Origin of the sequence: Proteus vulgaris (assembly GCF_011045815.1) — a bacterium.
Classification (GTDB): Bacteria; Pseudomonadota; Gammaproteobacteria; order Enterobacterales; family Enterobacteriaceae; genus Proteus; species Proteus vulgaris_B.
This window is the reverse complement of the sequence record NZ_CP047344.1, coordinates 2664007-2689491: the sequence shown is the minus strand read 5'-3', so window position 1 is coordinate 2689491 and position 25485 is coordinate 2664007. Positions and strand designations below refer to the sequence as shown.

Annotated in this window: 26 protein-coding genes; 16 read left to right on the top strand and 10 right to left on the bottom strand. The window is 39.3% G+C overall.

Annotation, left to right across the window (positions count from 1 at the left end; all coding sequences use genetic code 11):
* Positions 1–26 precede the first annotated feature (26 nt).
* The 6 genes from accD (at position 27) to GTH24_RS12755 (ending at position 5827) form a co-directional block, all read left to right on the top strand.
* On the top strand, positions 27–989 hold the full coding sequence (gene accD, locus GTH24_RS12780) for an acetyl-CoA carboxylase, carboxyltransferase subunit beta (RefSeq protein WP_072068632.1): 963 nt from the start codon (positions 27–29) through the stop codon (positions 987–989).
* Positions 982–2280: a bifunctional tetrahydrofolate synthase/dihydrofolate synthase gene (folC, locus tag GTH24_RS12775; RefSeq protein WP_164526482.1), complete on the top strand. Its 1299-nt coding sequence runs from the start codon at positions 982–984 to the stop codon at positions 2278–2280. The genes accD and folC overlap by 8 nt, the downstream gene beginning before the upstream one ends.
* Positions 2270–2902: a cell division protein DedD gene (gene dedD, locus GTH24_RS12770; RefSeq protein WP_072068630.1), complete on the top strand. Its 633-nt coding sequence runs from the start codon at positions 2270–2272 to the stop codon at positions 2900–2902. The genes folC and dedD overlap by 11 nt, the downstream gene beginning before the upstream one ends.
* A gap of 184 nt (positions 2903–3086) precedes the next feature.
* Complete coding sequence (gene cvpA / locus GTH24_RS12765) at positions 3087–3578, top strand: colicin V production protein (protein WP_023581692.1); 492 nt, start codon at positions 3087–3089, stop codon at positions 3576–3578.
* 30 nt (positions 3579–3608) lie between these two features.
* The gene (gene purF / locus GTH24_RS12760) at positions 3609–5126 is read left to right on the top strand and encodes an amidophosphoribosyltransferase (RefSeq protein ID WP_072068629.1); all 1518 of its coding nucleotides are present in this window, start codon (positions 3609–3611) and stop codon (positions 5124–5126) included.
* A gap of 119 nt (positions 5127–5245) precedes the next feature.
* Positions 5246–5827, top strand: coding sequence for a UbiX family flavin prenyltransferase (locus tag GTH24_RS12755; protein WP_072068628.1), 582 nt, complete (start codon positions 5246–5248; stop codon positions 5825–5827).
* A 212-nt stretch (positions 5828–6039) separates the two neighbouring features.
* Here GTH24_RS12755 and GTH24_RS12750 read toward each other — a convergent pair whose 3' ends face one another.
* A complete protein-coding gene (locus GTH24_RS12750) occupies positions 6040–6945 on the bottom strand; it encodes a TIGR01777 family oxidoreductase (protein WP_164526481.1) in 906 nt (301 codons plus the stop codon).
* A gap of 64 nt (positions 6946–7009) precedes the next feature.
* Positions 7010–7627 carry a glutathione binding-like protein gene (locus tag GTH24_RS12745; protein ID WP_072068626.1) on the bottom strand — a complete coding sequence of 206 codons (618 nt, stop codon included), beginning with the start codon at positions 7625–7627 and terminating at the stop codon, positions 7010–7012.
* A gap of 198 nt (positions 7628–7825) precedes the next feature.
* Here GTH24_RS12745 and yfcD point away from each other — a divergent pair, with 198 nt between their 5' ends.
* Positions 7826–8368 (top strand): NUDIX hydrolase YfcD, encoded by a 543-nt coding sequence (yfcD, locus tag GTH24_RS12740; protein WP_072068625.1) that lies wholly within the window; start codon positions 7826–7828, stop codon positions 8366–8368.
* Here yfcD and GTH24_RS12735 read toward each other — a convergent pair.
* A complete protein-coding gene (locus GTH24_RS12735; RefSeq protein ID WP_164526480.1) occupies positions 8365–9411 on the bottom strand; it encodes a LacI family DNA-binding transcriptional regulator in 1047 nt (348 codons plus the stop codon). The two genes, yfcD and GTH24_RS12735, sit on opposite strands and share 4 nt — an antisense overlap.
* Positions 9412–9638: 227 nt before the next feature.
* On the opposite strand from GTH24_RS12735, the gene GTH24_RS12730 reads away from it, so the two are divergent.
* The 4 genes from GTH24_RS12730 to alr all read left to right on the top strand — a co-directional run bounded on the left by GTH24_RS12730 (position 9639) and on the right by alr (position 13084).
* On the top strand, positions 9639–10082 hold the full coding sequence (locus tag GTH24_RS12730) for a PTS sugar transporter subunit IIA (RefSeq protein WP_072068623.1): 444 nt from the start codon (positions 9639–9641) through the stop codon (positions 10080–10082).
* 30 nt (positions 10083–10112) lie between these two features.
* On the top strand, positions 10113–10400 hold the full coding sequence (locus GTH24_RS12725) for a PTS sugar transporter subunit IIB (RefSeq protein ID WP_072068622.1): 288 nt from the start codon (positions 10113–10115) through the stop codon (positions 10398–10400).
* Between the two features lie 10 nt (positions 10401–10410).
* Positions 10411–11667 carry a PTS ascorbate transporter subunit IIC gene (locus GTH24_RS12720; protein ID WP_072068621.1) on the top strand — a complete coding sequence of 419 codons (1257 nt, stop codon included), beginning with the start codon at positions 10411–10413 and terminating at the stop codon, positions 11665–11667.
* A 193-nt stretch (positions 11668–11860) separates the two neighbouring features.
* Entirely contained in the window at positions 11861–13084 is a 1224-nt protein-coding gene (gene alr / locus GTH24_RS12715; RefSeq protein ID WP_072068620.1) for an alanine racemase, read from the top strand.
* A 72-nt stretch (positions 13085–13156) separates the two neighbouring features.
* On the opposite strand, the gene GTH24_RS12710 is transcribed toward alr, so the two are convergent.
* The 5 genes from GTH24_RS12710 to ackA form a co-directional block, all read right to left on the bottom strand.
* Positions 13157–13300, bottom strand: coding sequence for a Hok/Gef family protein (locus tag GTH24_RS12710; RefSeq protein ID WP_072068619.1), 144 nt, complete (start codon positions 13298–13300; stop codon positions 13157–13159).
* Positions 13301–13676: 376 nt separating this feature from the next.
* Positions 13677–13820, bottom strand: a complete 144-nt coding sequence (locus GTH24_RS12705) for a Hok/Gef family protein (RefSeq protein ID WP_071788551.1) — start codon at positions 13818–13820, stop codon at positions 13677–13679.
* 378 nt (positions 13821–14198) lie between these two features.
* Positions 14199–14342, bottom strand: a complete 144-nt coding sequence (locus GTH24_RS12700) for a Hok/Gef family protein (RefSeq protein ID WP_071788551.1) — start codon at positions 14340–14342, stop codon at positions 14199–14201.
* Between the two features lie 414 nt (positions 14343–14756).
* Positions 14757–16901 carry a phosphate acetyltransferase gene (gene pta, locus GTH24_RS12695; RefSeq protein ID WP_072068618.1) on the bottom strand — a complete coding sequence of 715 codons (2145 nt, stop codon included), beginning with the start codon at positions 16899–16901 and terminating at the stop codon, positions 14757–14759.
* A gap of 77 nt (positions 16902–16978) precedes the next feature.
* Positions 16979–18181 (bottom strand): acetate kinase, encoded by a 1203-nt coding sequence (gene ackA / locus GTH24_RS12690; protein WP_072068617.1) that lies wholly within the window; start codon positions 18179–18181, stop codon positions 16979–16981.
* Between the two features lie 391 nt (positions 18182–18572).
* Between ackA and yfbV the strand changes: the two genes are divergently transcribed.
* The 5 genes from yfbV (at position 18573) to GTH24_RS12665 (ending at position 23218) form a co-directional block, all read left to right on the top strand.
* Positions 18573–19028 (top strand): terminus macrodomain insulation protein YfbV, encoded by a 456-nt coding sequence (gene yfbV / locus GTH24_RS12685; RefSeq protein ID WP_072068616.1) that lies wholly within the window; start codon positions 18573–18575, stop codon positions 19026–19028.
* 139 nt (positions 19029–19167) lie between these two features.
* Entirely contained in the window at positions 19168–19662 is a 495-nt protein-coding gene (locus GTH24_RS12680) for a YfbU family protein (RefSeq protein ID WP_072068750.1), read from the top strand.
* A 34-nt stretch (positions 19663–19696) separates the two neighbouring features.
* The gene (locus GTH24_RS12675; RefSeq protein ID WP_072068615.1) at positions 19697–20359 is read left to right on the top strand and encodes a sugar phosphatase; all 663 of its coding nucleotides are present in this window, start codon (positions 19697–19699) and stop codon (positions 20357–20359) included.
* A 109-nt stretch (positions 20360–20468) separates the two neighbouring features.
* Positions 20469–22298: an SLC13 family permease gene (locus tag GTH24_RS12670; protein WP_072068614.1), complete on the top strand. Its 1830-nt coding sequence runs from the start codon at positions 20469–20471 to the stop codon at positions 22296–22298.
* A 179-nt stretch (positions 22299–22477) separates the two neighbouring features.
* Positions 22478–23218 carry a hypothetical protein gene (locus GTH24_RS12665; protein WP_164526479.1) on the top strand — a complete coding sequence of 247 codons (741 nt, stop codon included), beginning with the start codon at positions 22478–22480 and terminating at the stop codon, positions 23216–23218.
* An 87-nt stretch (positions 23219–23305) separates the two neighbouring features.
* Here GTH24_RS12665 and yfbR read toward each other — a convergent pair whose 3' ends face one another.
* The gene (gene yfbR, locus GTH24_RS12660; RefSeq protein ID WP_072068612.1) at positions 23306–23887 is read right to left on the bottom strand and encodes a 5'-deoxynucleotidase; all 582 of its coding nucleotides are present in this window, start codon (positions 23885–23887) and stop codon (positions 23306–23308) included.
* A 135-nt stretch (positions 23888–24022) separates the two neighbouring features.
* Positions 24023–25237, bottom strand: coding sequence for a pyridoxal phosphate-dependent aminotransferase (locus GTH24_RS12655; protein ID WP_072068611.1), 1215 nt, complete (start codon positions 25235–25237; stop codon positions 24023–24025).
* Positions 25238–25485: the final 248 nt, after the last annotated feature.

The window sequence follows — 25485 nt, the reverse complement described above, 5'->3', positions numbered from 1 at the left end:
TCAGATTCAGACGAAAAGGTCCGTTAATGAGCTGGATTGAAAAAATTCTAAATAAAAGCACTATCACAAGTTCACGTAAAGCCAATATCCCAGAAGGGGTTTGGACTAAATGTGATAGCTGTGGACAGGTACTCTATCGCGCAGAATTAGAGCGTAATTTAGAGGTTTGCCCTAAATGTGATCACCATATGCGCATTTCAGCGCGCCGTCGCCTTGAGACTTTCCTTGATACAGGAAGTACCACAGAATTAGGTAGTGAATTAGAACCTAAAGATATTCTAAAATTCCGCGACTCCAAAAAATATAAAGACAGAATTAGCGCTGCTCAAAAGCAAACCCAAGAAAAAGATGCATTAATCGTCATGAAAGGCACTCTGAAAAAGATGCCAGTTGTTGCTGCTTCTTTTGAATTTGCGTTTATGGGCGGTTCAATGGCATCTGTTGTCGGTGCGCGTTTTGTTCGAGCAGTTGAACAAGCACTAGAAGATAATTGCCCTCTGGTTTGCTTCTCTGCAAGTGGCGGTGCGCGTATGCAAGAAGCGCTGATGTCATTAATGCAAATGGCAAAAACCAGTGCCGCATTAGCAAAAATGCAAGAACGTGGTTTGCCTTATATCTCAGTGATGACTGATCCTACAATGGGCGGTGTTTCTGCAAGTTTAGCTATGTTAGGTGATATTAACGTTGCGGAGCCTAAAGCACTGATTGGTTTTGCAGGCCCTCGCGTTATTGAGCAAACTGTACGTGAGAAACTGCCAGCAGGTTTCCAACGTAGTGAGTTTTTGTTAGAAAAAGGGGCGATTGATATGATTGTTCGTCGTCCAGAAATGCGTGATGAGCTGGCTGAATTACTGGCTAAGCTGACTCAATATGATTTAGTCGAAGATGAAGATGAAATTATTGGCGAAGAAATGATTGCTGATGAAATCGAATCTACTGATAACGAGCCAGAAATTAACATCGAAACGAATAAAAAAGAAGATGTCTAATATCATAACTGCTCCTAAAGCCACATCGCCTCTGTCGGTGTGGCTTTCTTATCTTGAACACTTACATTCAAGCGCCATTGATATGGGGTTAGAACGTGTAGGCAAGGTAGGAAAAATATTAAATGTGTTACGCCCTGCACCTAAAGTCATTACTGTTTCAGGTACAAATGGAAAAGGCACAACCTGTCATATGCTAGAGTCAATCTTGATGGCATCAGGATTGAAAGTCGGCGTTTATAGCTCTCCTCATCTTGTTCGCTACACAGAACGTGTACGTATTCAAGGCAAAGAACTTTCTGAAGGTGCTTTTTGTGAAGTATTTGCTGAGATTGAACAAGCTAGAGGTGATATATCGCTCACTTTTTTTGAATATGGCACACTTGCAGCACTGAAATTATTTCAGCAAGCACAGCTTGATGTTGTGATCCTTGAAGTGGGATTAGGGGGGCGATTAGATGCCACGAATATCGTTGATGCTGATATTGCCGCGATCACCAGTATCGCACTTGATCATACAGATTGGTTAGGTGCAGATAGAGAGCATATTGGTCACGAAAAAGCGGGTATTTTTCGCGCTAATCATTATGCGGTGGTCGGTGAGCCTGATATGCCACAATCCATCGCTCAAGTGGCTGATGAAAAACACGCTACGCTCTTTTGCCGAGGTGCTGATTGGTCTTTTGCTATCGATGGCAATCATTGGCATTGGCATTGTGCTGATTGTGAATTTGATGCGTTGCCAATCCCTAATATTCCGTTAGCTAATGCGGCAACCGCGATGGGTGTTATTCGTTGCTTGCTCAAATCTGATGATAACGTTAGTCAAGCAATCACACATCAAAGTATTATTGAAGGCATGTCTCGTGCACAATTACCGGGGCGTTTTCAGGTAATTTCACAACATCCTCTGGTTATCTTTGATGTGGCTCATAATCCCCATGCGGCAGGATATTTAGCTGAAAAATTATCACAATTACCGCGTAAGTCTGATACCAAAGTGCGTATTGTTGTTGGTATGCTGGGCGATAAAGATATTGCAGGAACATTAGCGTGCTTAATGCCATTGACGGATAGTTGGTATGTAGCTCCACTTAATGAATTTCGTGGCGCTTCAGCAGATGTGCTTGCTCAACATCTTGAAAACCCATCGGTATTTGAGAGTGTAGAAACAGCATGGAAACAAGCTATGTCCGATGCTAATCCTAATGATATCGTCGTGGTTTGTGGCTCATTTCATACAGTCGCACATGTGATGGAACTATTGGAAAAGGAGAGTGTGGGTGGCGAGTAAATTTCAAAATCGCTTAGTCGGAGCCGTGGTATTAGTGGCTGTAGGGGTTATTTTTTTACCTGCGTTGCTTGACGGCGATAAGAAATATAATGAAGACCAATTTGCCGCTATTCCTTTAGTACCAAAGCCGGGTGATGAACAAGAAATTGAATCTATCGCGCCAATAGAGCAAACAACAACGCCTTCAACACCATCAGAAGGTGCTTCTGAAGCAATGCTTTCTGAAGCAGTCACTGGTGTTGAACAATCTACGGCAACACCACCACAACCGCCAACCGTTGTTCCTGTTACGCCACCAGTACAGCCAACACCTGTACCACCAGTGGTCACGCCACCTGTACAACCACCAGCACCACCAGTGCAAGAAACCAAACCACCAAAAGGTGAAGCTTGGGTTGTTCAATTAGGTGCATTAAAAAATGCGGCGAAGGTAGAAGAAATTATTGCGAAAATGCATTTCTCAGGTTACCCGGTATATACCGTACCTGCGCGCCCTGTTGCTGGTCAAATGACTCGAATTTACATCGGGCCAAGTGCATCTAAGTCAGAGTTACAGGCTATTTTGCCTCATTTAAATGAGCTTACAGGCTTACAAGGTGAGGTAAGGGCATATAAGCCTTAATTTTTTTAAACGAGTCATCAGATGAGTGATGTAACAAAGCGTTAACTTATTGCGGCGATTATGATTTTTCATATCGCCGTAAATTATTTTGAAATTAGCGAAAATTAGCATTACGCAAACGTTTTCGTTTTCTGTTAGAATGCTTCCGTATTAATGCGGAGCATCATTATTGGATAAAGAATTTATGGTCTGGATAGATTACGCCATCATTGCCATTATTGGTTTTTCCGCATTAGTCAGCCTGATCCGTGGCTTTGTTCGTGAAGCATTGTCACTCATCACCTGGGGTTGTGGTTTCTTTGTTGCTAGTCAGTTTTATCCTTATCTTGCCGTCTATTTTACCCGGTTTGAAGATGAGCTGGTTCGTAACGGGATTGCAATAGTCACCTTGTTTATTGCGACACTGATTGTTGGTGCTGTTGTGAACTATGTGATTAGCTCTCTTGTTCAACGCACAGGGTTATCAGGTACAGATCGAGTTTTGGGGGTCTGTTTCGGGGCATTAAGAGGCGTGCTGATCGTGTCAGCATTATTGTTTGTTTTAGGGGCATTTACGCCTATGGCAGATAGCGCTGATTGGCAACGTTCTGAACTTATTCCTCAATTCAACCATATTATTAGGTGGTTCTTTGACTACCTACAAAATGCGTCAAGTTTCGTGTCGGAGAGAATATAACCTCTCCGTCTGGCTGATGAGGATCTATTCATGTGCGGTATTGTCGGTATCGCTGGAGCGAATCCAGTAAACCAATCAATTTATGATGCGTTAACGGTGTTACAACACCGAGGTCAAGATGCAGCTGGCATTGCAACAATAGACGGTAACAATGGTTTCCGTCTTCGCAAAGCTAACGGACTGGTTAAAGATGTGTTTGAAACCCGTCATATGTTGCGTTTAAAAGGTACTATCGGGATAGGGCATGTCCGTTATCCAACAGCGGGTAGTTCTAGTGCATCAGAAGCGCAGCCTTTTTATGTGAATTCACCTTTTGGTATTACGTTGGCACATAATGGTAATTTAACCAATGCGCATTTATTACGTCGCCAATTATTTGAAACAGCGCGTCGCCATATTAATACCACTTCTGATTCTGAAATCTTGCTTAATGTATTGGCATATGAATTAGACCGTTTTGACCATTTCCCTCTAGAGCCTGATAATATTTTTGCTGCAGTCGCCGCAATGCATAAAAAGTTACGTGGTGCTTATGCTTGCGTTGCGTTGATTATCGGTCATGGTTTATTAGCTTTCCGTGATCCCTTTGGTATTCGTCCTTTAGTGCTCGGTAAACGTACATTAGAAGATGGTCGTCATGAATATATGGTCGCATCTGAAAGCGTTGCATTAGATACTTTAGGTTTTGAATTCTTGCGTGATGTTGCACCTGGTGAAGCGGTTTATATCACAGAACAAGGACAACTCTTTACCCGCCAATGTGCTGAAAATCCACAATTAATGCCTTGTCTATTTGAGTATGTTTATTTTGCTCGCCCAGATTCCTTTATTGATAAAATTTCTGTTTACAACGCGCGTTTGCGTATGGGGCAAAAATTAGGCGCTAAAATTGCGAAAGAGTGGGAAGATTTACAGATTGATGTCGTCATTCCTATTCCTGAAACTTCTTGTGATATCGCATTAGAGATCGCTCATATTCTTAATAAGCCGTATCGCCAAGGCTTTGTAAAAAATCGCTATGTGGGGCGTACTTTTATTATGCCCGGCCAACAAGAACGTCGTAAGTCAGTAAGACGTAAATTGAATGCAAATCGTGCAGAGTTTCGTGATAAAAACGTTTTATTGATTGATGACTCTATTGTTCGTGGCACAACATCAGAGCAAATCGTCGAGTTAGCAAGAGAAGCAGGGGCGAAGAAAGTCTATTTTGCTTCAGCAGCACCAGAAGTTCGCTTCCCTAATGTGTATGGTATTGATATGCCAAATGCTAATGAGCTTATAGCCCATGGACGTGAAGTGGATGAAATTCGTAAATTAATTGGTGCTGATGGTCTTATCTTCCAAGATCTCTCTGATTTAATTGCCGCCGTACAAGAAGAAAATCCTGATATTAGTCAGTTTGAATGTTCTGTATTTGATGGTGTTTATATAACGAAAGATATCGACCAAGATTATCTAGATTATTTAGAAAATCTTCGTCGTGATGATGAGCATAAAATTCGTGATCAAAATGAAATAGAAAACTTGGAAATCTATAACGAAGGTTAGTTTTTCGGTAATATAATGCCCTTATAAAGCGTCGATGCTAGTGTGTTCTGCATCGGCGCTTGTTTTTTGAGGGTTAATCATCATAATGATTTATGTTGATATATATTCTGAGGATTATAATGAAAAAGCTGATAGTTGGGCTAAGCGGTGCCAGTGGTGCAATTTACGGTATACGTTTATTAGAAATTCTGAAATCTGTACCGTCAGTTGAAACCCATTTAGTGATTAGCCAAGCTGCTCGCCGTACTATTTCATTAGAAACTGATTATTCGTTAAAAGATATCCATGCTTTAGCAGATGTGATTTATGATGATCGCGATATTGGTGCGTCAATTTCTTCAGGATCGTTTCGTGTCAATGGGATGGTAATTTTACCTTGCTCAATTAAAAGTTTATCTGGCATTGTTCATAGTTATACCGATACTTTAGTCACTCGTGCTGCAGATGTTGTGCTGAAAGAAGGGCGTAAATTGGTACTATGTGTACGTGAAACGCCTTTGCATTTAGGCCATTTGCGCTTAATGACACAAGCGTCCGAATTAGGTGCAGTGATTATGCCACCTGTTCCAGCTTTCTATTTTCAGCCTAAAACCATTGATGATATTGTCAATCAAACGGTTAACCGTGTACTCGATCAGTTTGAGATTGATTTGCCTGATGATTTATTTCAAAGGTGGGGAGGGGATAAGCCCACTCGCTAAGTATACTCGCCATACTTATTACTCGTCATACTTCAAGTTGTAGCGTTGTTGACTGTACTCACTCACTTGTCGCCTAGCTACATCTTGAATTATTTAGAATATTTACTCGTCATATTTTAAGGTGCAGCGTTGTCGACTAGCTACACCTTGAATTATTTAAAGTATCTATTCAATAGAGTATTTATTCTGAATCATTGAGAATAGAAAAGAGATTATTTTCCAGTGGTAATAATATCTTTTAATGCCTCTTCTAATTGTGGGTAACGAAACTCAAAGCCCACATTGAGTAATTTTTCAGGGATGGCTTGTTGCCCGCCTAATACTAATGTAGCGCTTTCTCCCATTACTAAACGTAATACACTTTCAGGAACTGTCATTAAGGCAGGGCGATTAAACGCTTTTCCTAATAGACGAGTAAATTCTTTATTTTGTACAGGATTAGGCGCTGTTAAGTTAAAGGCGCCCTTAGCATCTTGAGTCTTAAGCAAGAAAATAATCGCGCTGACCATGTCATCAATATGGATCCATGGCATATACTGTTTTCCGCTTCCTAATTTGCCACCTAATCCTAATTTAAAGGGTTTACTCATTTTAGGTAGAGCACCACCTAGTGTTGAAAGCACAATTCCTGTACGTAATAAACAAACACGTGTTAATGGTGTTTGTGCTTCAAGAGCAATACTTTCCCACTTAGCACAGAGCTCATGTGTAAACTCAGGATTTGCTGGTGTTTGTTCAGTGACTTGCAAATCACCTTGGTCACCATAAAAGCCAACCGCAGAGCCAGAAATGAAAACAGAAGGAGGAGAGTCGCTGGCTTTAATTAACTCAACCAATTTTTGAGTTAAATCACAACGACTGTTAATGAGTTTTTGCTTTTGAGCTGGTGTCCAACGGTTATCGGCAATGGGTTCTCCAGCAAGATTAATGACCGCATCAAACTCATTAAGATTTTGTTTATCACTGAGTTGAGTCCAACAGGTGATTTCATTACAAAAATGCGAATAGACTTTTTGAGGTGAGCGAGAAAGCACTGTAATATCATTATTAGACAGTGCAAGTTCACACACTAATGCTTTACCAATTAGTCCTGTACCACCTGTGATAAGTATTTTCATCACTATCCTCCTGATCATCTTGCCTAATAAAGAATAAATATCATCCTGACATTATTAATTGCTTTTATTCACCAAAGAGCTTTTTGGCTGCTGGGCGCTGGTTTATCTTATTTAGCCATTTTTCTATCGCAGGGTAATTAGCCAAATCAATATTGTGGTGAGCGTGAAGACGGGCCCATGTATATGTGGCAATATCCGCAATGCTGTATTCTTGTCCACCAAGGTAAGGTGATTGTGCTAATCTTTTTTCCAACACGCTATATAGACGCTGTGTTTCTTCAGTATAACGTTTAATTGCATAAGGTACTTTTTCTGTGGCATAGCGAGTGAAATGATGATTCTGTCCTAACATGGGGCCAAAACCTCCCACTTGCCAAAAAAGCCATTGCAGTTGTGTTGTTTTTTCGCGTAAATTTTGGCTAATTAATTTACCACTTTTTTCAGCTAGATAGATAAGAATAGCACCAGACTCAAAAATAGAGAGTGGTTCGCCCCCATCTGCGGGTGAATTATCAACGATGGCAGGAATTTTGTTGTTAGGGGAAATTGCTAAAAACTCAGGCTTAAATTGATCGCCTTTACTGATGTCAATGCGATGTAATTGATAAGGTAGGCCTGCTTCTTCAAGAAAAAGTGTTATTTTCTGACCATTTGGGGTATCTGCATAATATAAATCAATCATTGAAAGCTCCAAAGTAAAGTAGGCACGAAATGTTTAGTATAACCACAGTCTGCCTTCTAACATCATAAAAAGCAAAAAAGCGCAAGATAGATAAGACAAGTCTCGTATGATTATTGTAGTGGTGAAAAATAGTGATTTTGGTATATTCAGGATAAAAATTACGATCGTTTAGTATCGGTTAAAAAAGGTTTGTTGAGGATGGAACAAGAAAAGACGGCATTGGTTGAGTGGGTTGATATTGTTGATGATAAAAATGAAGTCGTTGCACAAGCAACACGTCAACAAATGCGAGCTGAAAACCTACGACATAGAGCAACGTATATCGTTGTTCATGATGGGATGGGCAAAATTTTGGCGCAACGTAGAACAGAAACAAAAGATTTTTATCCTGGCTGGTTAGATGCCACAGCAGGTGGTGTTGTCCAACAAGGTGAAAATTTACTGGAAAGTGCGCGCCGTGAAGCAGAAGAAGAACTCGGCATTGCGGGGGTTCCTTTCGCTGAACACGGACAATTTTATTATGATGATAAAAGCTGTCGTGTCTGGGGAAGTTTATTTAGTTGTGTTTCTCATGGGCCTTTCGCTCTGCAAGCTGAAGAAATTGAGGAAGTGTGCTGGTTAACTCCCTCTGAAATCACAGAGCGTTGTGATGAATTTACGCCGGATTCACTAAAAGCGCTTTCTCTTTGGCTAACACGTAATAACAGTACACGCTTAGAAACTCGAGAAACCGTCGATTAAGGGGTACTTTGCCCTATTTCAAAGCGATAAGCATAGTTGATAACGGTATCTTCGAATATAGCGTTATCATCTTCGTCTTTTAAGCGTTGTAAAAGGGCGATAAGGTGTTTTCCTGCCTCTTTTCCCATTTTGTGATAATCAAAGCGAATTGATGTGAGAGATGGGGATATCTGATCACTATTATCAGAGCCTTCCAAACAGGCAATGGCCAGATCTTGAGGGATCTTAATTAATCGTCTTTGACACTCAAAAATCATTCCTAATGCAATGCTCTCATGACTACAAATAACGGCATCTAATTCAGGTTGGCGCAATAAAATCTCTGTTAAAGCCAGTCTACCATAAGCCATAGAAGCAGGATCGGGGGTTGTAACGCTTTGTTCGGCATTTAAATAATATTTGAGTAAAGCTCGTGACCAACCTGTAATTTGCTGATGGTGTAAACGCTGGCCTTGTAAAGCGCCAATATAGCCAATGCAACGTCTTCCTTGAGTGACTAAATGACTAGTTAAATCATATGCAGCTTGCTCATAAGAGCAATCAATACTAATGGCAGCTTGTTCATCGGATTGACTTGCAACACTGACAACTGGCACGTTGGCATTACTAATATTTAAAAAATGAGTGGGACTGAGTTGTGATCCAAAGACAACTAATGCGGCAGGATTGCTTTGTAATAGCATATTAATCACATCACTGGCTTTATGCGGTTGATGCTCATAACAACCAACGAGAATTTGATATTGATGGCGATTTAATATTTGCTGTAAAGATTGCATAAAATCAGCACTGGCTTTATCTGTAAAAGAGGGTAACAGTACTGCAATAATATGACTTTGAGCCGAAGCTAACGCGCCTGCCGAGGCATTAGGAATATAACCAAGTTCTTCTACGGCTTGATTAACTTTCTCTCTTAACTTATCAGAGACCAACTCCGGGGTTCGTAATGCACGCGAAACAGTCATTGAACCGACTCCAGCGTGTTTAGCGACATCTTGTAATGTGACGCGACCTGTATTTCGGCGCTTACGTGTTTTGATCATGTGTGATTATGCTTGCTTAGCCTATTTTATTAACCGCAGATCCTACCTGAAATCTTTCCATTATGCTGAAACAATACAGTGTCAATTGTTGGCATTTTCTGCAATTAACATTTTATTAAAATGATAGCGCTATCACAATTACGAATGATCTATCTAGATAGCGCTACCATTAATGATTACTATCCTTAATAACAAAGCTCAAAGAGAGTCTTATTGAGGTTACAAAGATGCTTAAAACATTATTAACACCTGATGTGGTGCAAGTAGTTCCAAGCGTTAGCGATTGGCGAGAAGCCGTTAAAGTGGCGTGTCAGCCATTAGTTGATAAAGGGTGCGTTGAACCTCGTTATATCGATGCTATTTATAAATCACATGAAAAAATAGGGCCGTATTATGTTTTAGGCCCTGGTATTGCGATGCCTCATGCTCGTCCTGAAGATGGTGTTAATCAACTTTCTCTTGCATTAACGATTGTTGAGCAAGGTGTGGAATTTGGTGCTGATGAAAACGATCCGGTGAAATTACTGATTGTTTTAGCTGCAACAGATAACGATAGCCATATTAATGCCATTATGAAATTAGCCGAACTTTTTGATAACGATAAAGATATTCAAACGTTATTTAATGCGAAAAGCAAAGCGGATGTATTAGCAGTTATCAACAACTATTAATGACAATTTAAAATTACCAAGGGGAATACCATGAAAATTACAGTTGTGTGTGGAAATGGTTTAGGCAGTAGCTTAATGATGGAAATGAGTATCAAAAGTATTTTAAAAGATCTCGCTGTCAATGCAGAAGTGGATCACGTTGATTTGGGTTCAGCAAAAGGTACGCCAAGTGATATCTATGTTGGAACTCGTGATATTGCAGAGCAACTTAGTGCTCAAGCTGTAAATGGAAGAGTCGTTTCACTGGATAATATGATTGATAAAGTCGCGATGAAAGAAAAGCTTTCTGTCGCATTACGTGAATTAGGCGCGTTATAAGGAGCCTATCATGGACTTTTTCCGCTTTCTAATGAGTGATGTGCTTTCAGAGCCTTCTATTTTAGTGGGTTTGATCGCATTGATTGGCTTAATCGCCCAGAAAAAACCAGTTACAGAATGTATTAAAGGCACGGTAAAAACCATTATGGGTTTTGTGATTTTAGGTGCTGGTGCAGGTCTTGTCATTAACTCACTGGGTGATTTCTCAACGATTTTCCAACATGCATTTGGTATTCAAGGTGTTGTGCCTAATAACGAGGCAATTGTCTCTATTGCACAAAAAAGCTTTGGTAAAGAAATGGCCCTGATTATGTTCTTTGCCATGTTGATTAATATCTTAATTGCTCGTTTAACGCCGTGGAAATTTATTTTCTTAACGGGTCACCATACATTATTTATGTCAATGATGGTGGCAGTTATTCTGGCAACAGCAGGCTTAGAAGGCGCTGTATTAGTTGCGGTAGGTTCATTCGTTGTTGGGGTTTCAATGGTATTTTTCCCAGCCATTGCACACCCTTATATGAAAAAAATTACCGGTTCTGATGATGTTGCATTAGGGCATTTCTCAACTATCTCTTATGTCGTTGCCGGTTTTATCGGAAGTAAATTTGGTAATAAAGAGCATTCAACTGAAGAGATGAATGTGCCTAAAAGTTTACTCTTTTTACGTGACACACCCGTTGCCATTGCTTTCACTATGGGCATTATCTTTATCATTACCTGTTTATTTGCGGGCGATACATTTGTTCGTGAAGTCAGTGGTGGTAAAAACTGGTTTATGTTCTCATTAATGCAATCCATTACCTTTGCCGCAGGTGTTTATATTATCCTGCAAGGTGTGCGTATGGTTATTGCTGAGATTGTTCCCGCCTTTAAAGGTATTTCAGATAAGTTAGTGCCTAATGCAAAACCTGCTTTAGACTGCCCAGTTGTATTCCCTTATGCACCCAATGCAGTATTAGTAGGCTTTTTAAGTAGCTTTGCAGCGGGTGTTATCGGTATGTTCATTCTGTATGCTTTAGATTGGACAGTAATAATTCCTGGTGTGGTTCCTCACTTCTTTGTGGGTGCAACAGCAGGAGTATTTGGTAATGCGACCGGTGGGCGTCGTGGTGCGATTTTAGGTGCATTCGTTCAAGGTTTATTAATTACTTTCTTACCTGTATTCCTATTACCAGTACTTGGAGATATCGGTATTGCTAACACCACATTTAGTGATGCAGACTTCGGTGTTATCGGTATTCTGTTAGGTATTATTGTTCGTTGATTGTTTTAAGAATTAAGATACATAAACGCCTCATTGAGATTAATTCACTGAGGCGTTTTTTTATATGAATTTATATGTTTATTTTGTGAATAATAATGCTATTATCCTGAGTGAATATTCACGATGTGTATATTTTCGTACCTAATTAATTATAAAAATAGGTTTAACATCACAATCACTAAGGAAAAAGAAGATGTCTTTTGGTATTCGATATCTTGCGTTGTTACCACTTTTTGTTATAACTGCTTGCCAACAACCTGTTAATCACAACCCACCAGTAACACAAACTGCTCAAGTTCAACCTGCTATCGTGAATAATTCATGGATTGAGATCTCACGAAGTGCGCTTGATTTTAATGTGAAAAAAGTCCAATCACTGTTAGGTGATAAATCCTCACTTTGTGCCGTTTTAAAAGGGGATGCATACGGCCATGATTTATCATTAGTTGCACCAGTTATGATTGAAAATGAGGTGCAATGTATCGGTGTTACTAATAATCAAGAATTCAAAACAGTACGTGATCTTGGGTTTCAAGGTCGTTTAATGCGTGTGCGTAATGCGACAGAGCAAGAAATGGCTCAGGCGACAAGCTATAACGTAGAAGAATTAATTGGTAACTTAGATATGGCTAAGAGATTAGATGCCATTGCTAAACAGCAAAATAAAGTGATCCCTATTCATTTAGCCTTAAATTCAGGTGGAATGTCTCGTAATGGATTAGAAGTGAATAACAATGCAGGGCTTGAAGAGGCGAAGCAAATTGCTCAATTAGCTAACCTTAAAGTGGTTGGTATTATGTCTCATTATCCTGAAGAAGATGCTGATAAAGTAAGAGAAGATCTTGCTCGTTTTAAACAGCAATCCCAAAAAGTATTGGATGTTACTGGGCTAAATCGTAAAGATGTCACTCTGCATATGGCAAATACGTTTGCCACAATTACCGTACCTGAATCATGGCTAGATATGGTACGTGTAGGCGGAATTTTCTATGGCGATACCATCGCAAGTACAGATTACAAACGCGTAATGACGTTTAAATCGAATATTGCTTCAATCAATTATTATCCTAAAGGCAATACTGTTGGTTATGATCGCACTTACACACTAAAACGTGATTCAGTATTAGCTAATATTCCCGTTGGTTATGCTGATGGTTATCGTCGAGTATTCAGTAATGCAGGACATGCATTAATTGGTGGCCAACGTGTACCTGTGTTAGGCAAAACGTCAATGAATACGGTGATTGTTGATATTACAGATCTTAAAAATATCAACTCAGGGGATGAAGTTGTATTCTTTGGTAAGCAAGGCAATAGCGAAATTACAGCGGAAGAAGTTGAAGATATTAGTGGCGCACTGTTTACAGAAATGTCGATTTTATGGGGTGCGACTAATCAACGGGTATTAGTGGATTAAAGTAGGGTGCTTGTAACCACAAAACGCAACAACCTGTTATGAGAAATTGTGGGGGAAAGTTCCCCCACAAAGCTATTTATCGCAAGATAAAGTCGCTTGAACTACTGTATGACCACTACGAATATTGAAAGAGCATAATCTTTCATGCCTAAGTAATGATAAACACAGTGCTGTCATACAGACAGCAATCAGCCCCATCAGGGCAAATTTAGCCATTTCTCTTGACACTCCTTTATAAAGGAGACAGAATCAAGTTGTCTGGTTTGAGACTGCCTCGAATTTTAATAAAATAGAATTCGGGGCTTTCGTCTTTTTGGCGCTTGCAAATGCTTGAACCAAAATGATCCAAGCACCCACCTGCATACTAACAGAAACGCATCTCATTCCTATCTTTTTTGAATAAAAATAGTATGAATATATTAGTTAAAACAATGCATTAGTTGATTTTGTTATTGCGAAAACAAAAGTAAAAGAGAGGGAGCGAGGCGTGGATTACTCATTTGTATATTGTAAGTCATTAAAGTAGGGTGCTTGTGATCACCAATCTCAACAATTTTTGAGAGAAATTGTGGGGGAAAATTCCCCCACAAAGCTATTTATCGCAAGATAAAGTCGCTTGAACTACTGTATGACCACTACGAATATTGAAAGAGCATAATCTTTCATGCCTAAGTAATGATAAACACAGTGCTGTCATGCAGACAGCAATCAGCCCTATCAGGGCAAATTTAGTCATTTCTCTTGACACTCCTTTTTAAAGGAGACAGAATCAAGTTGTTGAGTTATTGAGACTGCCTCGAATTTTAATAAAATAGAATTCGGGGCTTTCGTCTTTTTGGCGCTTGCAAATGCTTGAACCAAAATGATCCAAGCACCCACCTGCATACTAGCAGAAACGCATCTCATTCCTATCTTTTTTTGAAAAAAATAGTATGAATATATTAGTTAAAACAATGCATTAGTTGATTTTGTTATTGTGAAAACAAAAGTAAAAGAGAGGGAGCGAGGCGGGGATTACTCATTTGTATATTGTAAGTCATTAAAGTAGGGTGCTTGTGATCACCAATCTCAACAATTTTTGAGAGAAATTGTGGGGGAAAATTCCCCCACAAAGCTATTTATCGCAAGATAAAGTCGCTTGAACTACTGTATGACCACTACGAATATTGAAAGAGCATAATCTTTCATGCCTAAGTAATGATAAACACAGTGCTGTCATGCAGACAGCAATCAGCCCTATCAGGGCAAATTTAGTCATTTCTCTTGACACTCCTTTTTAAAGGAGACAGAATCAAGTTGTTGAGGTCTTGAGACTGCCTCGAATTTTAATAAAATAGAATTCGGGGCTTTCGTCTTTTTGGCGCTCGCAAATGCTTGAACCAAAATGATCCAAGCACCCACCTGCATACTAACAGAAACGCATCTCATTCCTATCTTTTTTTGAATAAAATGGGTTCATATAAATCATTAAAATCAATGTGTTAGTTGTTTTTATAATGGTGTTTATATGTAGTGTTGTCTCTTGATTGACCTTGTCAAAAAAGATCGCAGTCAAGTTGTTGAGCATTGAGGTAGCTTCTCATTTTAATCAATGAAAAGATTGACTGAATAAAAAAACGCCAGATGAAATCAATCACCTGGCGTTTGTCTATTTTGAAGCGAACTTCAATAATTATGCGTTTTCTTGTTGGCTTGCTTGAATCGCTGTCAACGCAACGGTGTAGACGATATCGTCCACTAATGCACCACGAGAAAGGTCATTCACTGGTTTACGCATACCTTGTAACATTGGCCCGATTGAAACCAAGTCAGCTGAACGTTGTACCGCTTTGTAAGTGGTATTACCGGTATTCAGATCAGGGAAGATAAACACAGTTGCTTTACCTGCAACAGGTGAATTTGGTGCTTTAGATTTAGCAACGTCAGCCATAACAGCTGCGTCGTATTGTAAAGGACCATCGATTATCAGATCAGGACGTTTTTCTTGTGCTAAACGTGTCGCTTCGCGTACTTTCTCTACATCGCTACCAGCACCAGAATTACCCGTAGAATAAGAAATCATTGCAACGCGAGGGTCGATACCGAATGCAATGGCAGAATCAGCAGATTGGATTGCAATTTCAGCCAGTTGTTCAGCCGTTGGATCTGGATTAATTGCACAGTCACCATAAACATAAACTTGTTCAGGTAACAGCATAAAGAACACAGAAGACACTAATGAGCTACCAGGTGCAGTTTTGATTAACTGTAGTGGTGGGCGAATAGTGTTAGCGGTTGTATGAACAGCACCAGAAACAAGACCGTCTACTTCGCCTTTTTCTAGCATCAATGTGCCGAGAACCACGTTATCTTCTAACTGTTCACGAGCAACAACCTCTGTCATACCTTTATTTTTGCGTAGTTCAACTAAGCGAGGTACGTAGATTTCACGAACTTCTTTCGGATTGACTAATTCAATACCAGTGCCTAATTCAACGCCTTGTGCAGTAGCTACACGACGAATTTCTTCAGGATCACCTAATAGCACGCAAGTTGCGATACCACGATCAGCACAAATTGCTGCCGCTTTAACAGTACGTGGCTCATCACCTTCAGGTAAAACGATACGTTTTTTCGCTTTACGTGCTAATTCTGTTAATTGATAACGGAACGCTGGTGGTGATAGACGGTTAGGACGCTCAGAGTTTGCTGTCAGTGAATCAATCCATTGTGTATTGATGTGTTGAGCAACATAGTTCTGAATTTTTTCAATACGCTCATGGTCATCAGCAGGCACTTCTAAGCTAAAGCTTTGCAGATTTAAAGAGGTCTGCCAAGTGTTCGCATTAACCATAAAGATTGGTAAGCCAGTCTCAAATGCACGTTCACAAAGTTGTTTGATTGGTGCATCAATTTGGTAACCACCTGTTAGTAGGATTGCACCAATTTCAACGCCATTCATTGCTGCAAGGCACGCTGAAACTAATACATCAGGGCGATCCGCTGAGGTGACTAACAGTGAGCCAGGGCGGAAGTGCTCTAACATGTGTGGAATACTACGAGCACAGAAAGTGACAGATTTAATACGACGGGTTTCAATATCGCCTTTATTGACGACAGTCGCATTTAAGTGTTTTGCCATATCTGTTGCACGGGTAGCGATTAAATCGAAGTTCCATGGAATGCAACCCAGCAAAGGCAGTGGGCTATTTTTTTCAATGGTTTTTAAATCGACATTGGAGATAATCGCTTTACTTGAATCATCAAAGATTTCAGATAAGTCCGGGCGAGTACGACCTTGATCATCAACAGGTGCATTTAGTTTGTTAACAATAACGCCTGTGATATTTTGGTTTTTTACACCGCCAAATTCAGCACGCGCAAATTCGATACGCTCTTTTAGCTGTTCAACCGTGTTGTTACCTAATGCAGTAACGAAAACAATTTCAGCACCTAATGTTTTTGCAATTTCATAGTTTAATGATTGTGCAAAAGGGTGCTTACGCATAGGTACCAGACCTTCGATGAGAATAACTTCAGCATCAGCGGTGTTTTCATGGTATCTAGCAACAATTTCTTCCATCAGAACGTCTTTTTGGTTTGAGCTGAGCAGAGACTCAACATAATCCATATTTAAAGGTTCTGATGATTGAATAGTGGAGTGAGAGCGGATAATCGCAGTTGTCTGATCTAATGCGCCTTTTACACGAGGTTGTGCAATAGGTTTGAACACGCTAAGGCGAACGCCTTTTTGTTCCATAGAACGGATAACACCCAAGCTGACGCTGGTTAAACCTACGCGTGTATCAGTTGGGACTAGCATAATTGTACGGGACACGGAAACCTCTTTAAATATCGGTTGCTCGTTATGTAAAACAGTACTGCCAGCATGACACTGGCAGTACATCAAAGAACTTAAGCGGTCAGGCGACTTGCGTCCTGAGCGATAACTAACTCTTCGTTAGTTGGGATAACAACAGCAAGGCGGCTGTTATCGGTAGTGATAGTGCCTGATTTACCGAAACGTGCATCTAGGTTACGCTGATGGTCAACTTCAAAACCTAATAGAGCCAGTTTTTTCAGAGATAATTCACGTACCATTGCTGCGTTTTCACCGATGCCACCAGTAAAGATAATAGCATCTAAACGACCTTCCATCAGTGCACAGTAAGAACCGATGTATTTCGCTAAACGATGGCAATAAACGTCCATGGCACGTTTAGCATCTGCTTTAGTTTCGTAGTTATCTTCAACATAACGGCAGTCACTAGTGACTTCAGTTAAACCTAATAAGCCAGATTCTTTAGTTAGCAGTTTATTAATGTCATCAACGCTCATACCTAAAGTATCATGTAAATGGAATACGATAGCAGGGTCGATATCACCACTACGTGTACCCATCACTAAACCTTCTAATGGAGTCAGACCCATAGAAGTATCAACACATTTACCGTTAACGATAGCAGAAACAGAACCACCATTGCCTAAGTGGCAAGTGATTACATTCAGTTCATCAACAGGTTTGTTTAACATTTTAGCGGCTTCACGGGAAACGAAGAAATGGCTAGTTCCGTGAGCACCGTAACGACGGATGCTGTGATCTTTATATAAGCTGTATGGCAGTGCATACAGATAAGCTTCTTCTGGCATTGTTTGGTGGAATGCAGTGTCAAATACTGCAACCATTTTTTCAATTAAATGAGGGAATGCTTTACGCGCTTCTTCAATACCAATAAGGTGAGCTGGGTTATGTAATGGAGCAAATGGGATAGCAGCTTCAATACCTTTGATAACTTCGTCAGTGATCACGACAGATTTAGTGAATTTCTCACCACCGTGAACAATACGGTGACCAATTGAAGCAATTTGTGCAGACAGTTCTGGTTTTTCAGCCAGAATAGTATTTACGATAAAGTTTAATGCTTCGCTATGAGCAGCACCTGCGCCTAACGCAGCTTCATGTTTTTGGCCATCCATTTTCCACTTCAGGCGGGCTTCAGGAAGGTTGAAGCATTCAGCCAAACCTGAAAGGAATTCTTCACCATTTTCTGGGTTGATAATTGCAAATTTAAGAGAAGAACTACCGCAGTTCAGTACCAGCACCAGCTTACTTGACATGGAATTACCTATTTATCTTGTTGTCGTAGTGTCTTTTATATTATAAAGACGGTGGTTAATAAAACGTCAATCATAAAAGCCTATCGCATTACTATGATGACATTAATGACGCGCATCATGCTTAAAGTAGAAACTTGATGCTAATTATAGTTGCCAATCATTAATTGGACGATTTTTATTCAACCATTAGCTTTTCGCGTTAAAATCGTCGAAAAGGGTTGAAAATCACGCCGGCAAACAAAATATAGCGCTTTATTGCCACAAACCTTTAGAATGGGCACAGGATACAGAGTAAAGGCAACAAAGACAAAATATACTTAATTCTACTAAAAGATTTTTATTCTTTATAGATATTTTTTAAAAGTTACAGAAGAAATTGATTGAGGTCATTATGAGCGAACCGACAGTGACTCCTCCTGGCTTTTTTAAGAAGCTTCGTTTGGGTAATGAGTATTTAAAAACCTGGCCGGTTGAAAAGCAATTAGCCCCCGTATTCCCTGAAAATCGCATTGTCAAAGCAACGCGATTTGGCATTCGCTATATGCCGCCGATCGCCATTTTTACGATGACTTGGCAAATTGCTTTGGGGGGGAGTTTAGGGCCTGCAATTACAACGGCGTTATTTGCCTGTAGCCTGCCAATGCAAGGGTTATGGTGGTTAGGTAAGCGTGCTGCAACACCTCTTCCTGGCACATTATTACGCTGGTTTTATGAGATACGCGAGAAATTTGAAGAAGCCGGTATTGCTTTAGCACCTGTTGAACAAACGCCAACTTACCTTTCTCTAGCTCATTTATTAAAACGGGCTTTTAAGCAACTTGATCGTTCTTTTCTTGATGATGTGTAGAACATTTGTTCTACCTTCGTCATTTGCCATTATTGTCCTTAGAATTACCCCCTTGAGATCAAAAAACGGGTAGTTAACACTACTCAATACTTTTGATTAATGTCATGCTCTCCTCAATGATTTCTTTGGAGAATTAATGATGGAAATGACACACGCACAACGCTTGATCCTCTCTAATCAATATAAAATGATGACTATGATGGATCCTGATAACGCTGAACGTTATCGTCGCTATCAGACAATCATTGAACGCGGTTACGGGTTACAATTACGTGAACTAGACCGTGATTTTGATGAAATGTCTGAGGAGACTTGCCGTACCATTATTAACGTCATGGAAATGTACCATGCACTGCAAGTTTCTCGCGATAATTTAAAAGATCAAGAAATGCCGGATGCTCGTCGTGTCGCATTTATTGGCTTTGATGCGGCGACAGAATCTCGCTATCTTAGTTATGTGCGTTTTATGGTGAATACAGAAGGGCGCTATACGCATTTTGATAGTGGTAGTCATGGTTTCAACTCACAAACACCAATGTGGGAAAAATACCAAAGAATGCTGGCTGTTTGGTTAGCCTGCCCTCGTCAATATCACCTTAGCGCCGTTGAAATCCAACAAATTCTTAATGCGTAATACGTAACGCATCATTCTAAGGTAGGCATAAATTATGGCGATCACATGTAAAGGTTTTCTGTTTGATTTAGATGGAACATTAGTTGATTCATTACCCGTTGTTGAATATTGTTGGGCGTTGTTTGGTGAACGCGTTGGTGTATCAACACAAGAGATTAATGACTATATCCACGGAAAGCCTGCTATTGAGTCGATTCGCCATTTTATGCCTAATGCTACAGAACAAGAGATAACAGATACTTTTCGCTGGTTAGAAAAATTAGAATCAACACAAACCGAAGGTTTAGCACCTCTTCCTGGGGCCATTGAGTTAATCAATCATCTTAATGAATTAGATATTCCTTGGGCAATAGTGACTTCTGGTACCGTACCAATCGCATCAACACGCCAATCGGTCACGGGTATTCCTGAGCCTAAACATTGGGTGACGGCTGAATGTATTAGTAAAGGTAAGCCTGATCCTGAACCTTATCTTTTAGGCGCAAAAAAATTAGGTTTATTGCCTCAAGAGTGTGTGGTTTTTGAAGACGCAGCAGCCGGTATTTACTCTGGTTTAGATGCAGGATGTCAAGTCGTTGCTGTACACGCCCCTTTATCCCTTCCTCGCCGTAATGAGATTCATTTAATTATTGATTCTTTAAATGATATTCAAATCGAGAAGCAAGCTGAAAAAGTGATAATAACGCACAAAAGATAGTCTTTTCTTTGATCATACTAGAAGACTTATTGATGTAAAAATGGTCTACTTATCAATGTAGTGAATTGATGTCTTAACCTGTTTTCACTTATTGCTGATCGAGGCCATTTTGAATAGCGAATTATTATGGGTTTTAAGCCTGCTATTGATAGCTATTGTCCTTTTTACGACCAATAAAATCCGTATGGATGTGGTCGCTTTACTTGTCATCATCGCATTCGTTCTTAGCGGTACACTTACATTAAATGAAGCTACAGTAGGATTTAGTGATCCTAACGTATTACTAATTGCTGCCCTTTTTGTTATTGGAGAAGGGTTAGTGAGAACAGGTGTGGCTTATCAAATGGGGGACTGGCTTGTACGTGTCGCGGGTAGCAGTGAAGTTAAAATGCTTGTGCTATTAATGATATGTGTTGCAAGTTTGGGGGCTTTCATGAGCTCAACAGGAGTGGTAGCTATCTTTATTCCTGTTGTGCTGAGCGTTGCTGCTCGCATGAAAACATCACCAGGTCGTTTAATGATGCCACTAGGTTTTGCGGGCCTTATCAGTGGATTAATGACCTTAGTGGCGACTCCACCTAATATGGTTGTTAACAGTGAATTAGTCAGAGAAGGATTGCCAAGTTTTCAATTTTTCTCCATTACACCTATTGGTATTGCTGTATTGTTTGCCGGTATTCTATATATGCTGGTGGTACGCCGTTGGTTAGGAAATAACGATAATGGTAAGCAAAAAGAGGCTTATCGTCGTACTTTCCGTGATCTTATTCGTGATTATCAATTAGCAGGACGTGCTCGTCGTTTAGCTATTCGTAAAGGTTCCCCACTTATAGGTCATTCACTTGATGAATTGCACCTACGTTCTCGTTATGGTGCAAACGTTGTTGGTATTGAACGCTGGAGGCGGTTTCGGCGCGTGATGGTCAGCGCAACAGGGGGCACTGAATTAAGAGAGCGTGATGTTTTATTGGTAGATATGTCTGCCAGTGATGTTGATTTGCGCGAATTTTGCCGTGAACAGATGTTAGAGCCGATGGTATTACGTGGAGAATATTTCTCTGAACAGTCACGTGATGTAGGCCTTGCTGAAGTATCCATGAATCCAGATTCAGAGTTATTAGGCAAATCATTAAGAGAGATAAAATTCCGTACTCGCTACGGGTTAAACGTTGTTGCTATTCGCCGAGAAGGTAATGCGTTGCCGGGTAAAATTGTTGATGAACCATTACGCCTCGGTGATGTGCTGTTGGTTATTGGTGATTGGAAACTTATTCGTGTTTTATCGACTAAACCACGTAATTTCATCGTGCTAAATTTAGCTGCAGAAATTGAAACTGTTGCGCCAGCCTCATCACAAGCACCTCATGCATTATTTTCGTTAGCATTAATGGTAGCGTTAATGGTGACAAATGAAGTACCCAACTTTATTGCAGCACTTATTGCTTGTTTATTAATGGGTAAATTCCGTTGTATTGATATGGAAAGTGCCTATCGTTCTATCCATTGGCCAAGTATTATTTTGATTGTAGGTATGATGCCATTTGCCGCTGCATTACAAAAAACAGGTGGTATTGAGCTTATTGTGAATGGTTTAATGGATGTCGCTGGTAGTGCTGGGCCTCAAGTGATGTTGGTGTGTTTATTTATACTCTGTGCGTCAATTGGGTTGTTTATCTCAAATACAGCAACGGCAGTATTAATGGCACCCATTGCGATTGCTGCTGCGAATCAAATGAATGTTTCACCATTACCCTTTGCAATGGTTATTGGTGTTGCGGCATCCGCAGCCTTCATGACACCGGTTTCCTCGCCCGTTAATACGCTTATTCTTGAACCGGGTGGATATAAGTTTGCTGATTTTATCAAGATTGGTGTGCCATTTACGATAATCGTAATGCTGATTAGTGTCTTCCTGATCCCGCTATTATTCCCATTCTAATTATCAATATTTTTGTTTTGCTGAAACGCTGTTTGTTAATTAATAAACAGCGTTTTTTATTTATTGAGTGGTCTTTTTTTCATTTTATATAAATTGTATCTATATGAGTGTGTTTTCTGAAATATCAAAACTTATAAAGGAGTAATTTAAAGAAATAGAAAAATTAGGGAGAGTTTAAAATGAAAATTGCAGCTGTGAATGACTCAAATTCAATGAGTCCACTAAAAATTACTCATCCAGAAAGCAAAAAAAACAGTATATTAACTACAGAAGTTAAAGAGGTGAAAAACATATCATCTCCATTATTAACCTATAATAATGTTACATACGAAACTATTGATATAGGTACTCAAAATGAGATAGAAGCACCTTCCTTTTCAACTTTTGTCCCCAAAAATCCAATTAAAATTAGTGAAAATATATCAGAAATAAAAAATGAAGGTATGGTTGATGATAAGAGTGAGATAATTAGAAATTATCATTTTAGTAAAGAGCAAGATATTAAAAGACAAAATGAGATTAAAGATGAGTCAAAATCTAAAGAATATGCAAAAAAAAGAAATGAAGAGGTAATTAACAAACTTAGCAATTATAGGGAATTATATAGTACCAGTATTGATGAGTTTGATAATAAAAATGTTGATAACAGATATAACTTAAATAGTAGTGATTTTTCTATTATTAAAAATAAAATTGAAAGTAAAGAACTATCAAAAAAAGAGAAAACATCAATCATAAAAAAATATTTAAAAGATAATGATATTTTTATGAAAAAAATGGGGTTTGTGGAGAAAATTAAAAATATATTTGGCAAGTCAGAAAAAATAAATTGTATTAAGAGAGAGCAAGCTACAGATGCATTAAATATATTAAATAAGTTTATAGAGGATAGTGAAAATATAAATATAAATAGAAAATAGCTTAATTACTATTAAAGCGAAAAACTAAAGTTTGAGTCAAGATGAGTGTGTATTCACACTCATCTTTTTATAGAGTAATGGTTTCATTTACTCACTAATTTCATCCAGCGATAAACTAAAACCGGGTACAAACACCTTCATAAAATAGTCCATCTCTGGGCTATGTCTTTCTGCTAGGGTTTTTTCTAATCTATTTTTAGCCAAATTAAATTCACTATTGCCTGCGGCTAACTCTTCAAGACATTTTAAATAGGCACATAAACTATCAGCTTGTTTAACAATAAAGGCTTCTTCCTCATTATGTAATTGCTCATCAATAAGAGGACGAAAATCTTCTTGTAATTCTTCGGGTAACATTTCAATTAATTTTTGTTGTGCGTATTTTTCTATTTTTTTATATTCATGAGCAATTTGTGGATTATGGTACTTAATTGGAGTTGGCATATCGCCGGTGATCACTTCGCTGGCATCATGATACATCGCTTGTAATGCAATACGCTCAGCATTGACATTACCATCAAACTTACGATTTTTAATCACCGCTAAAGCATGGGCGACAAAAGCGACTTGTAAACTGTGCTCAGAAACATTTTCTTGGCGAATATTACGCATTAAAGGCCAACGAGTAATGAGTTTCAAGCGAGAAAGGTGGGCAAAAAAGTAACTCATAATATCTCCCAATTGCGTGATTGAAGACATTATTGTGAGTGGATAATTAACAGATGTAAACGCCAATAAAAAAGAAAATAAAAAAACGCAATATAACGGGTTGTTATACTGCGTTTTCTCTAATAGAAGACAATTTTATTGGTGATAACCCACAATAAAGCGTCCAAATTTTTGAATTGCCATATCTAAATCATCTTCACGGGGAAGGGTGACGATGCGGAAATGGTCTGGGTATGGCCAGTTAAAGGCAGTACCTTGTACCAGTAAAACTTTTTCTTGCAGTAATAAATCAAGGATCATCTTCTGATCGTCTTTAATACTGTAGCGATTAAGGTCTATTTTAGGGAACATATACAATGCACCCATAGGTTTAACGCAAGACACACCAGGAATTTGATTGATCAGTTCCCAAGCGCGATTGCGTTGTTCATATAAGCGACCACCCGGTAGAATAAATTCGCTAATACTTTGATAACCACCCAATGCAGTTTGAATAGCGTGTTGCATCGGAACGTTGGCGCATAATCGCATGGAAGCCAGCATATTTAAGCCTTCAATGTAGCTTTTAGCATGCTTTTTAGGGCCATTTAATACCATCCAACCTTGGCGGAAACCCGCAACTCGATAGGTTTTTGATAAGCCATTAAAGGTGACTGTTAATAAGTCAGGCGCCATCGCTGCAATAGAGTGGTGTTCGGCATCATCATAGAGAATTTTATCGTAGATTTCGTCGGCAAAGATAATTAGGTCATGTTGACGAGCTATTTCAACGATCTCCATCAAAATATCTTTGCTATATACCGCACCAGTTGGATTGTTTGGATTAATAATAACAATGCCACGGGTATTTTTTGTAATTTTGCTACGAATATCATCGAGATCAGGGAACCAGCCTTGCTGTTCATCACACATATAATGAACTGCGTTTCCTCCAGAAAGAGAAACGGCAGCTGTCCATAAAGGATAGTCTGGCGCGGGCACCAGCATTTCATCGCCATTATTTAATAAGGCTTGCATCGCTTGTACAATTAATTCAGAAACACCATTACCAATATAGATGTCTTCAACAGTGACGTCACGCATGTCACGAGCTTGATAATGCTGCATGATAGCTTTACGCGCAGAGAACAGTCCTTTTGAATCACTATAGCCCTGTGAGCTTGGTAGATTACGAATAACATCTACTAAAATTTCATCAGGTGCTTCAAAGCCAAAAGGTGCCGGGTTACCAATATTGAGTTTTAAAACTTTATTACCTTCTTCTTCCAGACGTTTTGCTTCTTGCAAAACCGGACCTCTAATGTCGTAACAGACATGTTCGAGTTTGTTTGATTTTTTAATTTGATTCATAGCGCGTTTACCTAATAGGGTCTGACGTGTATCTCTACTGTGGCGACTTAGCGACATTTATCGCCAATTGCTATTCATATAGAAAGATACAAATGAAAAGGCTGTCCCAGCAAATAACTGTTCTATCACTCTACTCTTACGTTACAAACTTTTGAAGATGCTAGGTAATTTTTGGTGTAAAAGGTCAGTTTATTCTTAGAATGTTATTTTGATGACTGATCGTGTGGTTTATGGCGGGTTTATATTTC

Bases quoted from the DNA above. Each gene is read 5' to 3' on its own strand.
- accD (WP_072068632.1), top strand. From the start codon at position 27: ATGAGCTGGATTGAAAAAATTCTAAATAAAAGCACTATCACAAGTTCA.
- folC (WP_164526482.1), top strand. From the start codon at position 982: ATGTCTAATATCATAACTGCTCCTAAAGCCACATCGCCTCTGTCGGTG.
- cvpA (WP_023581692.1), top strand. From the start codon at position 3,087: ATGGTCTGGATAGATTACGCCATCATTGCCATTATTGGTTTTTCCGCA.
- purF (WP_072068629.1), top strand. From the start codon at position 3,609: ATGTGCGGTATTGTCGGTATCGCTGGAGCGAATCCAGTAAACCAATCA.
- GTH24_RS12755 (WP_072068628.1), top strand. From the start codon at position 5,246: ATGAAAAAGCTGATAGTTGGGCTAAGCGGTGCCAGTGGTGCAATTTAC.
- GTH24_RS12750 (WP_164526481.1), bottom strand. From the start codon at position 6,945: ATGAAAATACTTATCACAGGTGGTACAGGACTAATTGGTAAAGCATTA.
- GTH24_RS12745 (WP_072068626.1), bottom strand. From the start codon at position 7,627: ATGATTGATTTATATTATGCAGATACCCCAAATGGTCAGAAAATAACA.
- yfcD (WP_072068625.1), top strand. From the start codon at position 7,826: ATGGAACAAGAAAAGACGGCATTGGTTGAGTGGGTTGATATTGTTGAT.
- GTH24_RS12735 (WP_164526480.1), bottom strand. From the start codon at position 9,411: ATGATCAAAACACGTAAGCGCCGAAATACAGGTCGCGTCACATTACAA.
- GTH24_RS12730 (WP_072068623.1), top strand. From the start codon at position 9,639: ATGCTTAAAACATTATTAACACCTGATGTGGTGCAAGTAGTTCCAAGC.
- GTH24_RS12725 (WP_072068622.1), top strand. From the start codon at position 10,113: ATGAAAATTACAGTTGTGTGTGGAAATGGTTTAGGCAGTAGCTTAATG.
- GTH24_RS12720 (WP_072068621.1), top strand. From the start codon at position 10,411: ATGGACTTTTTCCGCTTTCTAATGAGTGATGTGCTTTCAGAGCCTTCT.
- alr (WP_072068620.1), top strand. From the start codon at position 11,861: ATGTCTTTTGGTATTCGATATCTTGCGTTGTTACCACTTTTTGTTATA.
- GTH24_RS12710 (WP_072068619.1), bottom strand. From the start codon at position 13,300: ATGGCTAAATTTGCCCTGATGGGGCTGATTGCTGTCTGTATGACAGCA.
- GTH24_RS12705 (WP_071788551.1), bottom strand. From the start codon at position 13,820: ATGACTAAATTTGCCCTGATAGGGCTGATTGCTGTCTGCATGACAGCA.
- GTH24_RS12700 (WP_071788551.1), bottom strand. From the start codon at position 14,342: ATGACTAAATTTGCCCTGATAGGGCTGATTGCTGTCTGCATGACAGCA.
- ackA (WP_072068617.1), bottom strand. From the start codon at position 18,181: ATGTCAAGTAAGCTGGTGCTGGTACTGAACTGCGGTAGTTCTTCTCTT.
- yfbV (WP_072068616.1), top strand. From the start codon at position 18,573: ATGAGCGAACCGACAGTGACTCCTCCTGGCTTTTTTAAGAAGCTTCGT.
- GTH24_RS12680 (WP_072068750.1), top strand. From the start codon at position 19,168: ATGGAAATGACACACGCACAACGCTTGATCCTCTCTAATCAATATAAA.
- GTH24_RS12675 (WP_072068615.1), top strand. From the start codon at position 19,697: ATGGCGATCACATGTAAAGGTTTTCTGTTTGATTTAGATGGAACATTA.
- GTH24_RS12665 (WP_164526479.1), top strand. From the start codon at position 22,478: ATGAAAATTGCAGCTGTGAATGACTCAAATTCAATGAGTCCACTAAAA.
- yfbR (WP_072068612.1), bottom strand. From the start codon at position 23,887: ATGAGTTACTTTTTTGCCCACCTTTCTCGCTTGAAACTCATTACTCGT.
- GTH24_RS12655 (WP_072068611.1), bottom strand. From the start codon at position 25,237: ATGAATCAAATTAAAAAATCAAACAAACTCGAACATGTCTGTTACGAC.